The sequence below is a fragment of the Glycomyces sp. NPDC047010 genome, assembly GCF_040644205.1.
Lineage (GTDB): Bacteria > Actinomycetota > Actinomycetes > Mycobacteriales > Micromonosporaceae > Glycomyces.
The window spans coordinates 402,875-416,326 of record NZ_JBEYVY010000002.1 but is presented as its reverse complement, the minus strand read 5'-3'; the positions used below and the strand labels follow the sequence as shown (position 1 = coordinate 416,326).

14 protein-coding genes are annotated in these 13,452 nt (G+C 69.4%); 8 read left to right on the top strand and 6 right to left on the bottom strand.

The annotated features are described in order from the left end of the window. Nucleotides 1-136: 136 nt before the first annotated feature. The 5 genes from AB0A65_RS05460 to dnaA all read right to left on the bottom strand — a co-directional run bounded on the left by AB0A65_RS05460 (nt 137) and on the right by dnaA (nt 6,088). Complete coding sequence (locus AB0A65_RS05460) at nt 137-589, bottom strand: DciA family protein (RefSeq protein WP_359946656.1); 453 nt, start codon at nt 587-589, stop codon at nt 137-139. Continuing rightward, the gene (recF, locus tag AB0A65_RS05455) at nt 579-1,715 is read right to left on the bottom strand and encodes a DNA replication/repair protein RecF (RefSeq protein WP_359946653.1); all 1,137 of its coding nucleotides are present in this window, start codon (nt 1,713-1,715) and stop codon (nt 579-581) included. Before recF ends, AB0A65_RS05460 begins: the two co-directional genes overlap by 11 nt. A gap of 21 nt (nt 1,716-1,736) precedes the next feature. Then, on the bottom strand, nt 1,737-2,633 hold the full coding sequence (gene gnd, locus AB0A65_RS05450) for a phosphogluconate dehydrogenase (NAD(+)-dependent, decarboxylating) (protein WP_359946650.1): 897 nt from the start codon (nt 2,631-2,633) through the stop codon (nt 1,737-1,739). A gap of 49 nt (nt 2,634-2,682) precedes the next feature. Beyond that, nucleotides 2,683-3,831 (bottom strand): DNA polymerase III subunit beta, encoded by a 1,149-nt coding sequence (gene dnaN / locus AB0A65_RS05445; RefSeq protein WP_359946647.1) that lies wholly within the window; start codon nt 3,829-3,831, stop codon nt 2,683-2,685. Nucleotides 3,832-4,222: 391 nt separating this feature from the next. Beyond that, nucleotides 4,223-6,088: a chromosomal replication initiator protein DnaA gene (gene dnaA / locus AB0A65_RS05440; RefSeq protein WP_359946645.1), complete on the bottom strand. Its 1,866-nt coding sequence runs from the start codon at nt 6,086-6,088 to the stop codon at nt 4,223-4,225. Between the two features lie 649 nt (nt 6,089-6,737). Here dnaA and rpmH point away from each other — a divergent pair. The 8 genes from rpmH (at nt 6,738) to AB0A65_RS05400 (ending at nt 12,757) form a co-directional block, all read left to right on the top strand. Then, the gene (rpmH, locus tag AB0A65_RS05435) at nt 6,738-6,875 is read left to right on the top strand and encodes a 50S ribosomal protein L34 (protein ID WP_091053947.1); all 138 of its coding nucleotides are present in this window, start codon (nt 6,738-6,740) and stop codon (nt 6,873-6,875) included. 71 nt (nt 6,876-6,946) lie between these two features. After that, nucleotides 6,947-7,354, top strand: a complete 408-nt coding sequence (gene rnpA / locus AB0A65_RS05430) for a ribonuclease P protein component (RefSeq protein ID WP_359947200.1) — start codon at nt 6,947-6,949, stop codon at nt 7,352-7,354. A 128-nt stretch (nt 7,355-7,482) separates the two neighbouring features. Then, the gene (yidD, locus tag AB0A65_RS05425) at nt 7,483-7,695 is read left to right on the top strand and encodes a membrane protein insertion efficiency factor YidD (protein WP_342761196.1); all 213 of its coding nucleotides are present in this window, start codon (nt 7,483-7,485) and stop codon (nt 7,693-7,695) included. A gap of 42 nt (nt 7,696-7,737) precedes the next feature. Continuing rightward, nucleotides 7,738-8,859: a membrane protein insertase YidC gene (yidC, locus tag AB0A65_RS05420; RefSeq protein WP_359947197.1), complete on the top strand. Its 1,122-nt coding sequence runs from the start codon at nt 7,738-7,740 to the stop codon at nt 8,857-8,859. Nucleotides 8,860-8,948: 89 nt separating this feature from the next. Beyond that, nucleotides 8,949-9,449: a R3H domain-containing nucleic acid-binding protein gene (locus AB0A65_RS05415; protein ID WP_359946641.1), complete on the top strand. Its 501-nt coding sequence runs from the start codon at nt 8,949-8,951 to the stop codon at nt 9,447-9,449. 36 nt (nt 9,450-9,485) lie between these two features. Next, nucleotides 9,486-10,169: a 16S rRNA (guanine(527)-N(7))-methyltransferase RsmG gene (rsmG, locus tag AB0A65_RS05410; RefSeq protein ID WP_359946638.1), complete on the top strand. Its 684-nt coding sequence runs from the start codon at nt 9,486-9,488 to the stop codon at nt 10,167-10,169. A gap of 467 nt (nt 10,170-10,636) precedes the next feature. Beyond that, a complete protein-coding gene (locus tag AB0A65_RS05405) occupies nt 10,637-11,659 on the top strand; it encodes a ParA family protein (protein WP_359946635.1) in 1,023 nt (340 codons plus the stop codon). A 3-nt stretch (nt 11,660-11,662) separates the two neighbouring features. Continuing rightward, nucleotides 11,663-12,757 carry a ParB/RepB/Spo0J family partition protein gene (locus AB0A65_RS05400; protein WP_359946632.1) on the top strand — a complete coding sequence of 365 codons (1,095 nt, stop codon included), beginning with the start codon at nt 11,663-11,665 and terminating at the stop codon, nt 12,755-12,757. Nucleotides 12,758-12,836: 79 nt separating this feature from the next. On the opposite strand, the gene AB0A65_RS05395 is transcribed toward AB0A65_RS05400, so the two are convergent. Beyond that, the gene (locus AB0A65_RS05395; protein WP_359946629.1) at nt 12,837-13,400 is read right to left on the bottom strand and encodes a GNAT family N-acetyltransferase; all 564 of its coding nucleotides are present in this window, start codon (nt 13,398-13,400) and stop codon (nt 12,837-12,839) included. Nucleotides 13,401-13,452 lie beyond the last annotated feature (52 nt).

Here is a 13,452-nt window from a genome sequence, read left to right as displayed (position 1 = left end):
AGCGCCGGCCGCGACCGCATCCGTCAATCTTACTTCGTCCGGGCTCGGAAGCTGGCCTCCGCGGGCCTCGCTGTCGCCATAGTCGCACTGGGAGCCGCGGACATGAACCCCCCTACGGACCTAGGGGTGTCCGGCTTCAGAACGTGTCACGAGAGCCATTAAACCGCACCCGCCGCGGACCGTACGAACGTGTCGGTTGCTTCGGGCCGACGATCTTCAGCCGCTTGACCACGCTCGGGCCCAGGGCCGCGGCGATCTTCGCGTGGATCTGGCGCGAGAACAGGCGCAGCTGCGTGGCCCACGCCGTGGACTCGGCGACGACGAGGAGCTCGCCGTTCTCCAGCTGCTCGGGGCGGCAGTGGCCCGCGATGTCGGGGCCGACGATGGCCTCCCAGCGGCCGAACACCGAGGCGTCCGCGACCTTGCGCGTCCAGCCGTTCTTGCGCACGATCTGGGGGAGCAGGTTCCCGAGCAGCTCGGGGTCGCGCTTGTCGGGCCCGGGGCCTGACCACTCCTTGCGGAAGCGCGGGTCGTCGGACTTGCCGCGCCGCCGCGGGCGCGGACGGTAGTCGAATCCACTAGAGGACACGTTTGACCTCGCCTTCCCACACGTCGTAGCGGGCGCCGGTGAGCCGGTCGGGCACGTCCCCGGCGACCGCGCAGGTGATGAGCGTCTGCGGGGCGGCCTCGGCGTACTCCGCGAGCCGCTCGCGCCTCGTGGCGTCGAGCTCGGCGAACACGTCGTCGAGGATGAGGATCGGGGCGGTGCCGTCGGCGCGCAGCAGCTCGAAGGCGCCCAGGCGGAGCGAGAGGGCGACCGACCAGGTCTCGCCGTGCGAGGCGTAGCCCTTGACGGGGAGGGTCCCCAGGACCAGGTCGAGGTCGTCGCGGTGCGGGCCGACGAGGGTCGAGCCGCGCTCGACCTCCTTGGAGCGGACGCCCGCGAGCGCCGCGGAGAGGCGGGCTTCGAGCACGTCCTGCTCCGCGGTGAGGCCGTCGCCGAGCTCCGACTCGTACGTGAGGGTCACTTCGGCGCGGCCGTCGGCGATGCGCGAGTGGGCCTTCGCGACGGGCTCGGCGAGGTCGTCGAGGAGCGCGAGGCGCCCGGCCATGAGCTCGGCGCCGTGGGCGGCGAGGTGCGCGTCCCACGCGTCGAGGGTCGCCATCTCCGCGCCGCCGGGGCCGCGGCCGCCGGTCTTCTTCGCGAGGTACGCGGTGCGCAGGAGCGTGTTGCGCTGCTTGAGGACCCGCTCGTAGTCGGCGCGCACGCCCGCGAAGCGCGGGTAGCGGGCGCACAGGAGCTCGTCGAGGTAGCGGCGGCGCGCGGACGGCTCGCCGCGGACCAGCGCGAGGTCCTCGGGCGCGAACGCGATGGCCTTGAGGGCGCCGATGATCTCGCGGGGGCGCTTGAGGTCGGTCCGGTTGAGGCGGGCCTTGTTCGACTTGCCGGGGACGATCGCCAGCTCGGCGAGGAGGCGCCGGGAGTCGTGGAGGATCTCGGCCCTGACGACGGCCTGCTCGCAGCCCTGGCGGACCAGGGGCGCGTCGGAGGAGACGCGGTGGGAGCGGAGGTTCGCCAGGTAGACGAGGGACTCGACCAGGTTGGTCTTGCCGTGTCCGTTGGGGCCCACCAGGATCGAGGGCCCCTCGTCGAACAGGACTTGGGCGTGCGCGTAGGACCTGAAGTCCGTCAATTGCAGCTGTCGTACACGCACGCCTCTATGATGCCGTCTCGATTATTCCGACTTCACGGCGTGTCCGCCGAACTGGTTCCGCAGCGCCGCGACGGCCTTCATCGCCGGGGAGTCCTCCTGGCGGGAGGTGAAGCGCGCGAACAGCGACTCGGTGATGGCCGGGAGCGGGACGCGCAGGCGGATGCCCTCGTCCACGGTCCAGCGGCCCTCGCCGGAGTCCTCGACGTAGCCCTTGACGTGGTCGAGCTTCGGGTCCGCTTCGAGGGCCCGGTCCATGAGGTCGAGCAGCCACGAGCGGATGACGGTGCCCTCGCGCCACGACTTGAAGACCTCGGGCACGTTGTCGACGTACTCGCTGGCCTCCAGGAGCTCGTAGCCCTCGGCGTACGCCTGCATCATGGCGTACTCGATGCCGTTGTGCACCATCTTGGCGTAGTGCCCGGCGCCGACCCCGCCCGCGTGGACGAAGCCGTGCTCGCCCTCGGGCTTGAGCGCGTCGAACACCGGCTGGAGCCGCTGCACGTCGGCCTCGGCGCCGCCGACCATGAGCGCGTAGCCCTCGGTCAGGCCCCACACGCCGCCGGAGACGCCCGCGTCGACGTACCCGATGCCGCCTGCGGCGAGCGTCTGCGCGTTGACCGCGTCGTCGGTGAAGCGGGAGTTGCCGCCGTCGACGACGATGTCGCCCTCGGACAGCAGCCCGGCCAGCTCCTCCACGGTGGACCGGGTGGCCTCGCCGGCGGGGACCATGACCCACACGGCGCGCGGGGCGTCGAGCGCCTCCACGAGGCCCGCGAGCGAGTCCACGTCGGCGACGTCCGGGTTGCGGTCGTAGCCGACGACCTGATGTCCAGCCTTTTCGAGCCGCAACTTCATGTTGCCGCCCATCTTGCCGAGCCCGATCATGCCGAGTTGCATGTCGCGCCCCCTTTCAAACACGAAAGCGTTCCGCGGTGTTCGCGCCAGGGTCGTTCACGTCGTTGTGCGGTCAGGCGTCCCAACGCAATGGTTGCAGCATGTACAGGTACACGTCGTGGTTTGTGTCGGAATCCTCATCTTCGGGCGCGGGCTGCCCGGTCATCACGACCGGCTTCCCGAGCTCGTTCATCTTGAACGCCGTGTAGGGGGCGTCCATCGCGGCGAGGCCGTCGAGGAGGTACGTCGGGTTGAACGCGATCTTGCCGGGCTCGCCGTCGAGCGAGCAGTCCATGGCCTCCGACGCCTTCGCGTCCTCGGCGCCCCCGGCCTCGACCACGAGCCCGTCCTCGTCGAACGAGAGGCGGATCGGCGAGTTGCGGTCGCCGACGAGCGCGACGCGGCGGGCCACCTCGATCAGCTCGGAGGTCTTGACCTTCAGCGTGGTCGCGTACGTGGTCGCCAGGAGGCTCCGCAGCGGCGGCAGCTGGCCGTCGAGGACGCGGGAGGTCGTCTGGCGCCCGCCCGCGGTGAAGCCGATCATGCCCGGGGCGCCCTCGGTGCCCGTGGGGACCGCGATCGTCACCGGGCCCGACAGCGAACCGAACGTGCGCGCCGTGTCGGCGAGGGCCTTGGCGGGCACCAGGACCGTGACGGCCACGTCGGAGGCGCCCGGCTCCCACGTCGAGTCGCGGATCGCCATGCGGTAGCGGTCGGTGGCGAGCATCCCGATGCCGCCGCCGGTCATCTCCACCTGGACGCCGGTCATCGTCGGCAGGGTCTCGTCCTTGCCCGCGGCGACCGCGGTCTGGGCGACGGCCTTCGCGAACTCCTCGGCGTCGATGGTCCCGATCGCCTCGGGCATCTGCGGCAGCGAGGGGTAGTCCTCCAGGGGCATGGTCGGGAGGGTGAACCGGGCCGACCCGCAGGTGAGCTCGGCGTGGGGGCCGTCGACGACGAAGTCGACGGGCTTGTTGGGGAGGGCCTTGACGATCTCGGCGAGGAGCTTGCCGGAGACCAGCGCGGTCCCGGCGCTCTCACCGGTGACCTCGACGGTGACCCGGGTGGAGATCTCGTAGTCGAAACCGGAGATCGTCAGGGTGCCCTCGTCGACCGACAGGCGGGCGCCCGCGAGGACGGGCACCGACGGGCGGGCCGGGAGGCTCTTCGCGGTCCAGGAGACCGCGTCCGCGAAGGTGTCGCGTTCGACTTGGAACTTCATGGGTCGCTCCTTCTCGATGAAGCTCGGTTGTTCACAGCGCTATTACTAATGGTTTCTCTATAGATATAACTGTCGTCGTAGTCGTCGGTGCTGTGGAAACTGTGGAAAACCCTTCTTTCCGCAGCTAGTCCCGGCCGCGGGCCTGTGGACGGCCTGTGGAGAACCTGTGGATGAATCAGGAGCTTATCCACAGCCTCCGACACCCGCCGAGTTTTCCACATTCCATCCACAGGGTTGTCCACAGCTTTTCCACAGGTTATGCACAGGGTTCTCCACAGCCTCAAAGCGAAACAGAATCGCACTCCCGCCTGTTATCCACACTCTGTCCACAGGCTTTCCACAGATTCCGGCACTTATCCACAGCTTTTCCACAGACTTGTCCACAGGCCGCTCATTCGTCGGTGTGTTTCAAACGGTTCGTCAATTCCGCGATCTGGTTGTAGAGGGCCCGGCGCTCCGCCATCTGCTTCCGGATCTTCTTGTTCGCGTGCATCACCGTCGTGTGGTCGCGGCCGCCGAACGCCTGCCCGATCCGGGGCAGCGACATGTCCGTCAGCTCCCGGCACAGGTACATGGCGACCTGCCGGGCGTTCACGAGGATCCGCGACCGCGAGTTCCCCTTCAGGTCGGCCGAGGCCACCCCGAAGTAGTCGGCGGTCGCCTGCATGATCTGGTCCACCGTGATCTCGTGGGTGTTGCCGCCCTCGGGGATGAAGTCGTGCAGCACCTCCTCGGCCAGGCCCAGGTCCACGGGCTTCTTGTTCAGGCTCGCGTACGCGGTCACCCGGATCAGTGCGCCTTCGAGCTCGCGGATCGAGTGGTGGATCTGCGTCGCGATGAACTCGACGGCGTCGGTGGGGACGTTCAGCTCGTCCTGCACGGCCTTCTTGCGCAGGATCGCGATGCGCGTCTCCAGGTCCGGCGGCTGGATGTCCGCGAGCAGGCCCCACTCGAAGCGGGTCCGCAGGCGGTCCTCCAGGGTCTGGAGCTGCTTCGGCGAGCGGTCGGAGGAGATCACCAGCTGCTTGTTGGCGTTGTGGAGCGCGTTGAAGGTGTGGAAGAACTCCTCCTGCGTGCGCTCGCGGTCCATGAGGAACTGGATGTCGTCGATGAGGAGGATGTCCACGTCCCGGTAGCGGCGCTGGAACGCCTGCTGGCGCCGGTCCGACAGGGAGTTGATGAAGTCGTTCGTGAACTCCTCGGTCGTCACGTACCGGACGGACTGGGCGGTGCCCAGGTCGTGCGCGTAGTGGCCGACCGCGTGGAGGAGGTGGGTCTTGCCGAGCCCGGAGCCGCCGTAGAGGAACAGCGGGTTGTACGCCTTCGCGGGCGCCTCGGCGACGGCGAACGCGGCCGCGTGCGCGAACCGGTTCGAGGAGCCGATGACGAACGTGTCGAAGTTGTAGCGCGGGTTCAGGCGGCCCACGCCGTCCACGGCCTTCGCGGGCGCGGCCGTGTGGGCCTTGGTGATCCCGCCGCGGCGCTCGGGGTCGGGGTCGTCGGAGGGCGGCGGGGCCACGGGCGGGTGCGCCTGGTCCTTGTGCCCGTCGGCGCGGCGGGCCGCGGTCTCGGAGAGGACCCGTTCGAGCTCGGCGCCGTCGGCGGGCGGCTCGGTCATCCGCTCCTCCCAGCGGGGCGCCTCGGCCTCGGCCTGGCGGGCGGGCTGGTGCGGGATCGGCGCGGGCCGCTCCGGCTCGGGCTCGGGGGCGCGCTCGACCGGCGGCGCCGGACGCTCGGGTGCAGGGCGTTCGGGCGCGGGACGCTCGGCGGCCGGGCGCTCAGGGGCCGGGGCGGCCTCGCCGGGGCGGAAGGACGCGGTGTCGAACAGGCTCGGCGGGTTCTGCGCCGGCACGGGACCGCGCTGCGCGGGCGGGGGCTCCTCGAACTTCGGGCGCTCGAACACGATTGTCGCGTCGGCGGCCTCCGGCGCGGGCGTCCCGTTCGCGGGCGGCTGCTCCGGGGCCGGGGGCTCGGGTGCGGCCTCGACCTGCTTCTCCTGCAAGGTGACCGCGATCTGCGTCGGCTGGCCCAGGTGCCGGGAGAGGGCCTCGCTGATGGGGACGCGGAGCTTCGACTCAAACGCCGAACGGGCGAACTTGTCGGGGGCGGCGACGATGAACGTGCCGGGCATCGACAGCACCGGCTGCGAGAGCCGCATCCACGCCGCCTGCTGGCGGGTGAGCGACGACGCCTCGGCCAGCTCGGCGGACACCGCCGACCAGACTGCCGACAGATCCTGGTCGGTCACGTTCGCCATCCCTCTGTGTTCATGAAGCTCGTCGCTGCGTGTTCATGTGCTCGTCGTCCCGTGCCCCGGTGCTCGCCGTCTGTCCCCGAACGGTCGGTTTCGCGAAGTTCGGAGGCCGCAGCCGGTAGGCTCCGATGCAGGCGATCCGCACCGCCCCGACCGGTCCTCCCGGCGCATCCGGCGACGCGTCCCAGCAAGTTTTCCACAGGTTATCCACAGGGCTTCAGGTGCCCTGTGCACATGCGCCGCTTGTGACAATGTTTCCTGAATCACGGTCATGACCTGGTATTTCTCGCAACACCTCTGACGATGCCGTTCCTGCGCCGCAGAAGTCGCCCACAGTCCGGGCGAAGTTATCCACAGGCTGCTCGCGGCGGTCGCGGGACCTCGCCGGACGCGTCCCGGCGGGTCCGCAGAGGACGCCCGCAGCGCCGCTCCCCCGGCCGCACCCGGGTTGGCGACCGCGCCGGTGCGGCGAGTAACATGAGCGAGTTGCCCGTCGAACCAGAGGGGCATGCCACACCCGCCGTCAGCGGCTGGGGACCCCGGTGAAAGCCCTGCTAGGCTGTTCTCCGCGTCCCCGTAGCCCCGATCCGGGGCTGGGCCCCGGGAGGGCCCGGCGCAGTGGCAATTTGATTCGTAATGGGAGACATCCGTCGTGAGCAAGCGCACCTACCAGCCGAACAACCGCCGTCGCAAGCGCACCCACGGCTTCCGGCTGCGCATGCGCACCCGTGCGGGCCGCGCCATCGTCAACGCGCGCCGCAACAAGGGTCGCAAGCAGCTGACCGTCTGAGCGCTTGCCTCAGGTCCCCTGCGCGAGGCGGGCGAACACGCCCGCCCGCGGGGGATGAGGACGTGATCCAGGTGCTACCAGCCGACGCGCGCATCCGCAGCAGCCGGGACTTCGGTGCCGTGCTCAAGCGCGGGCGCCGGGCCGCCCGCGGCGGCGTCGTCGTGCACTGGGCACCAGCGCTCCAACCGGCCGCCGAGCCGGCGACACCGTCCGAAGCCGATGCGAACCGCACGGCGCGGGCGGGTTTCGTCGTCTCCAAGGCCGTCGGCAACGCCGTGGTCCGCAACAAGGTCAAGCGCCGCCTGCGGCACGCCGCCGCCGAAGAGCTCCCCCACTGGCCCGCCGGGACCGACGTCGTCGTCCGGGCCACCCCCAAAGCCGCCGAGCGGGACTTCGCCGAACTGCGCCGCGACCTCACCGAGGCCGTCCAGGCGGCCCGCACCGGGAAGAGCGGCCGCCAGCACCGGAGCCGGTCGTGACCGCCTCCGCGTCACCCCACGCAGGTCCGCCTCCGGTGCCCCGTTCCGGGGGTTCGCCTACGGCACCCCACACTTGTTCGCCTTCGGCGAAAGCCTTTGAGCACAAGCCGGAATCACGCCTGGTCCGAGTGGTGGCCGCCCCCGTGATCGCGTACCGTCGGTGGATAAGCCCGGCGCTTCCGGCACGCTGCCGCTTCTACCCCAGTTGCAGCGCATATACCCTTGAGGCGCTGTCCCGGCACGGTGCAGCCCGTGGCATATGGTTGAGCCTGCGACGGCTGGGACGGTGCCACCCCTTTCATCCGGGGGGTTTCGACCCCGTGCCCCCTCGGCATGAGTGAGCACGTGATGAATTCGAGCGAGATGACTGGAGTCCGCAAGTGATGGAGTGGGCCTACACCGGAGTGTCGTGGGTGCTGCTGCGGTGGCACGACCTCTGGTCGAACGTCTTCGGCGGCGACGACAACGGATTCCTTCAGAGCGACTGGGCCTGGGTCCTCGCGATCGTGGGCGTCGTCATCACGCTCCGCGTCATCCTCTTCCCGCTCTTCGTCAAGCAGATCCAGTCCCAGCGGGCCATGCAGAAGCTCGCCCCTGAGATCAAGGCGCTCCAGGAGCGCTACAAGGGCGACCGCGAGACGCTCCAGAAAGAGATGATGGAGCTGTATCGGAAGGAGAAGGCCAACCCGCTCATGGGCTGCCTTCCCATCCTGATCCAGATGCCGGTCTTCCTGGCGCTCTTCCACATCCTGCGCCGCCCCGACCCCGAGCAGACGCTGAACACCGACCTGTACGGGTGGACCGGCCTCGCCGGCGGCCCGGCGTCGGACTGGAACACGTACGTCCACGCGAAGCTCTTCGGCGCCCCGTTCTGGAGCACCTTCCTGACGCCCGCCTCGCAGCTCGACGCCGTGGACTCCTCCTCCGTCAACGTCAAGCTCGTCGCCGGCATCCTCGGCGCGCTGATGATCCTCACGACGTTCCTCACCACCCGCCAGATGATCCTCAAGACCGGCTGGAACGAGGACCCGAACCAGCGCATGATCCAGAAGGTGATGCTCTACGGCATCCCGGTGATCATGATCTTCTCCGCGGGCGCGTTCCCGATCGGCGTGGTCATCTACTGGACCATCAACAACCTGTTCTCGCTGGCGCAGCAGCAGTACGTGCTCCGCAAGTACCCGCCGCCCGCGCAGAACAACGCGAACGCGAAGCCGCCGAAGCCCGGCTCGAAGGCCCACGAGAAGATGCTCGAAGAGCAGCGTGAGGCCGAGCAGCGCCGCAAGGACCTGGCCCCCAAGCCCGGCAAGCGGCCCAAGCAGACCGGTGCCGCCCCCGCCAAGCCGACCGTGTCGGACCAGGGCGTGAACGGTTCGAGCGTCAACGGCTCCGGGGCCGCCAAGAGCGGACCGGGCGCGGGCAAGAACCTCTCCCGGGCGGAGCGCATCGCCCGGGCCAAGAAGGTCAGCGGCGCGCAGCAGGCCTCCAAGAAGAAAAAAGGCTAGGGGGACGGTCCGCGGCGGCGCAGGAGCCGCGGATCAGCCACAATGGTGCAAACTAGGCTTATAACGAGCGATAGGACGAGTTGGCAATTATGGGAGCAACTGAGGTGCGGGAGGACGAGGTGGCCTCCGAAGACGACCTCTTCGAGCAGAGCGAAGTGGCGGCCGACTACATGGAGGGCCTGCTGGACATCCTCGACCTCGACGGGGACATCGACGAACTCGTCGTCGGCGACCGCCCCCAGGTCGAGATCGTCGGGGAGGACCTCGGCGGGCTCGTCGGCCCCAAGGGCCAGACCCTCGAAGCCCTCCAGGAGCTGTGCCGACTCGCGGTGTACCGCAAGACCGGGGACCACTCGCGCCTGATGCTCGACATCGGGGGGTACCGCGCCGGGCGCCGCAAGAAGCTCGCCGAGTTGGCCGAGAAGACCGCCAAGCGGGTCATCGAGACCGCCAGCGTGGTCAAGCTCGACCCGATGAGTGCCTTCGAGCGCAAGTGCGTCCACGACGTCATCAACGCCACCGACGGCGTGCAGAGCGAGTCCGAGGGCGCCGAGCCGCGCCGCCGGGTCGTCGTGAAGCCCGCCGAGTAACGGCAGGCGACAGAGTAGTGCGGAGCGACTGAACGAATGAACGACGAGCCGGAAGGCTCTGAACCCGCCGAGGCCAATGTTTCACGTGAAACATTGGCCTCTGTGTTCGGAGCGGACGAGGATCGGATCGCCTTGGCGGAGGGCTATGTCGGCCTCCTGTCGACCATCGGGATCGAGCGCGGCCTCATCGGGCCGCGCGAGGTGCCGCGGCTGTGGGGGCGGCACGTGCTCGGCAGCGCCGTGGTGGAGGAGCTGATCCCGCAGGAGTCCGATGTGATCGACGTCGGGTCCGGCGGCGGGCTCCCGGGCATCCCGCTCGCCATCGCGCGGCCGGACATCTGGGTGACCCTCGTGGAGCCCATGCAGCGCCGCATCACGTTCCTGGAGGAGGTCGTGGCGACCCTCGGCCTCACCAACATCGAAGTGGTGCGGGCGCGCGCCGACGAGGTCTCCCCGCGGGGGAAGGCCGACATCGTGGTCTCGAGGGCCGTGGCGCCCCTGGGGAAGCTCGCGGGCTGGTGCCTGCCGCTGGCCCGCCTCGGCGGCCTGATGCTGGCGATCAAGGGGCAGAGCGCGGAGGAGGAGATCAAGCGCGACGCGAACGCGATCCGCGCGCTCGGAGGCGCCAAGGCGTCCATCCTCCAGTGCGGCGAGTACAAGCTGAGCGAGCCCGTGTTCACCGTCCCCGTAACGGTTGTGGAGATCGAGCGGGTCCACTAGCCAACCGGGCCAACCCGGCCGGAAAATTCATACAGCGAAAGCCCAAGGGCTGCAACGAGTGCCGCGATGAGACCGTCATCGCGGCACTGCGTATTCGGCGATGTGCGCCCGGTTCGGATAACCTATCCCGAGTAAGCTACTCCGAGCAGGGCGATGTTTCACGTGAAACATTCGGCCCGTAGTCTGTGGCGGTGAACGTGCGCGACCCCCTTCCCTCCGAAGATCGTGAACACAGCTCCCTTGGCGGCGATACCCCGGCCGAGCGGCGGATCCGGAACCTCCTCGATGCTGCCGTGAGCGAGGAGGCGCCGCCCTCGCGCCGCCACCGCTATCGAGAAACCTCCCCCGAATCGGGTGGCGCAGCCCCGGCCTACGGGCAGACTGGGTCAGAATCGGTTGCGAGGCAGTCCGGCGCGGGCGTCGGGACGTCCGACCGGTCTGACAGCAGCGGGGAACGGGGGGACGGGATGGCGAGAACATCGCGCGGCAAGACCGGACGGCATCTGGCGCCGGACGAGTCGCAGGCGAACGGGCGGAAGGCGACCGCAAAGGCGGTGCCGCAGCAGTCGGCGCCGGCGGCGAAGACCCAGCAGTTCGACGACGACCTCCCGCTGGCCCGCGAGGCCCAGCGCGCGGTGCGCGTCCTCAACCCGTCCGGGGCCGTGACGATGCCCCGGCCGACCCGCCGCCGCGTCATCGCCGTCGCCAACCAGAAGGGCGGCGTCGGCAAGACCACGAGCACCGTGAACCTCGCGGTCGCCCTGGCGCTCCACGGGAACCGCGTCATGGTCATCGACCTCGACCCCCAGGGGAACGCCTCCACCGGTCTCGGCGTCGAGCACGGCGCGGGAACGCCGAGCGTCTACGAGGCGCTCGTCGAGGGCCAGCCGCTCGACGAGATCGCGAAGCCCGTCGACGGCATCCCCTCGCTCTACTGCATCCCGGCCACGATCGACCTGGCCGGCGCCGAGGTGGAACTCGTCAACGTGGTCGCCCGCGAAGGGCGCCTTGAGAAGAGCATCGAGACCTACAGCGGGGAACTCGACTACATCTTCATCGACTGCCCGCCGTCCCTGGGGCTCCTCACCGTGAACGCGCTCGTCGCCGCGGAGGAGGTGCTCATCCCCATCCAGTGCGAGTACTACGCGCTCGAAGGGCTGGGCCAGCTGCTGCGGAACATCGAGCTCATCAAGGCGCATCTCAATGCGCGCCTTCGGGTCTCGACCATCCTGCTGACGATGTACGACAAGCGCACCAAGCTCGCCGACCAGGTGGAGCAGGAGGTGCGCGGGCACTTCAGCGAGATCGTCCTCGACGCGGTGGTCCCGCGGAGCGTGCGCGTCTCCGAGGCCCCCGGCTACGGGCAGTCGATCATGACGTACGACCCCGGCTCGCGGGGTGCGACGAGCTACTTTGAAGCGGCCGAGGAGATCGCCCTGCGCGGCGCGAAACTCTCCCGGCGCGGGAAGAACCAGAAAGGCGGGAACTAGTCGATGGCTGCGGCGAAGCGCGGAGGGCTCGGTCGCGGACTGGGCGCGCTCATCCCGACCGGTCTGGCCGAGACCACCACGACGGAGTCCGAGACGGAGGCCGGGGACGATCCGGCACCCGCCCCGGCACCCCGCCAGGCGGCCCGGACCGAGCGGGCGGTCGAGCGCGATGTTTCACGTGAAACATCGACTCCCGAGCCCGAGCCCGTCCCCGATGTTTCACGTGAAACATCGGACGGCCCGGACCTCGTGCCGGTCCCGGGGGCGAGCTTCCAGCTGATCCCGATCCCCGACATCGGCACCAACCCGAAGCAGCCGCGGCAGTACTTCGACGACGAGCACCTCATCGAACTCCAGACCTCCCTCACGGAGGTCGGGATGCTCCAGCCGATCGCGGTGCGCGAGCGGACTCCGGACGAGCCCCGCGAGGACGGCGCCCGCTTCGAGCTCGTCATGGGGGAGCGGCGGCTCCGCGCCGCCACCGCCCTCGGCTGGGAGACCGTCCCGGCCATCGTGCGCCGCACGGCCGACGATGAGATGCTCCGCGAGGCGCTCCTGGAGAACATCCACCGCGTCCAGCTGAACCCGCTCGAAGAGGGCGCGGCCTACGCGCAGCTCCTCGAAGAGTTCAACGTGACGCAGGAGGAGCTGTCGAAGAAGATCGGCCGCAGCCGCCCGCAGATCTCCAACATGATCCGCCTCCTCGGCCTCCCGCCGACCGTGCAGACGAAGGTCGCCGCGGGCGTACTCACCGCGGGCCACGCCCGCGCGCTCCTCGGCCTCGACAGCGCCGACTCGCAGGAGCACATCGCCGAGCGGATCATCAGCGAGGGACTGTCGGTGCGCAGCACCGAGGAGCTCGTGACGGCCAACCGCCTGGAGGAGAAACCGGAGCTCGACGAGCCCCGTCCGCGCGACTCTCGCGCGGGGAAGGACCGCATCAAGGCCCCCGGTCTGGAGGAGCTGAAGGAGCGCCTCTCCGACCACTTCGAGACGCAGGTGTCGATCTCGTGGGGCCGCAAGAAGGGCAAGATCGTCATCGAGTTCGGCTCGCTCTCCGACCTCGACCGGATCGTCGAGCAGATCGGCATCGAGTAGCCGTTCCCCGGACAACGAACGAGGGGCCGGATGTTTCACGTGAAACATCCGGCCCCTCGCCTTGTTCGCTCTGCTGCGGCTAGGAGAGTTCCCGCCACATGATGATGTCGTCCCGGTAGTCGTCATCGGCCATGCGCACGGCGCGCGGCAGACGTCCCACCTCACTGAATCCGTGTCGGCGGTAGAAGGCGTCGGCGCCGGTGCCCGAGCGGACCTTGAGGGTCAGTGCCTCAAGCTTCAGCTCTTCGCGGGCAACGTGGTCGACGGCCGCCAGCAGCTTGCCCCCGAGTCCGCCGCCCTGCCGGGCGGGGTCGACCTGGACGTGGCGCATGGTCCGCCACCCGTGTCGCGGCGGGCTGTCGTTTGATGTGAGAACACACCAAGCGACAATGGCGGCTCCTTCCTTTAGAGCGACCAGCGTGTCAGTCCGGTCGATCACTCGCGCGAGAATGGAGACGGTGTGAGGGCGGACCTCGTCGATGTTGACCGGCGGGACGAACCCGACGGAACCGCCGGCGTTCGTCACTCTCACCCAGAGATGGCTGAGTTCGTCAACGAGCGCGGCGGTGACCGGCGGGTCCACCAGGACGGCGATGTCGTCGCCCGGAACGGGCGTCGCCTCCGGCGTGGAACTATCAGTCACTGTTGCTTGCACGCCTTCCAGCTTGCCCTACGGACCGGCCTCCCGGACAGGG

Excerpts from the sequence above, each read along its gene's own strand:
- yidC (WP_359947197.1), top strand. The coding sequence starts at position 7,738 with ATGGAGTGGGCCTACACCGGAGTGTCGTGGGTGCTGCTGCGGTGGCAC.
- dnaN (WP_359946647.1), bottom strand. The coding sequence starts at position 3,831 with ATGAAGTTCCAAGTCGAACGCGACACCTTCGCGGACGCGGTCTCCTGG.
- AB0A65_RS05400 (WP_359946632.1), top strand. The coding sequence starts at position 11,663 with ATGGCTGCGGCGAAGCGCGGAGGGCTCGGTCGCGGACTGGGCGCGCTC.
- AB0A65_RS05405 (WP_359946635.1), top strand. The coding sequence starts at position 10,637 with ATGGCGAGAACATCGCGCGGCAAGACCGGACGGCATCTGGCGCCGGAC.
- rsmG (WP_359946638.1), top strand. The coding sequence starts at position 9,486 with ATGAACGACGAGCCGGAAGGCTCTGAACCCGCCGAGGCCAATGTTTCA.
- AB0A65_RS05415 (WP_359946641.1), top strand. The coding sequence starts at position 8,949 with ATGGGAGCAACTGAGGTGCGGGAGGACGAGGTGGCCTCCGAAGACGAC.
- dnaA (WP_359946645.1), bottom strand. The coding sequence starts at position 6,088 with ATGGCGAACGTGACCGACCAGGATCTGTCGGCAGTCTGGTCGGCGGTG.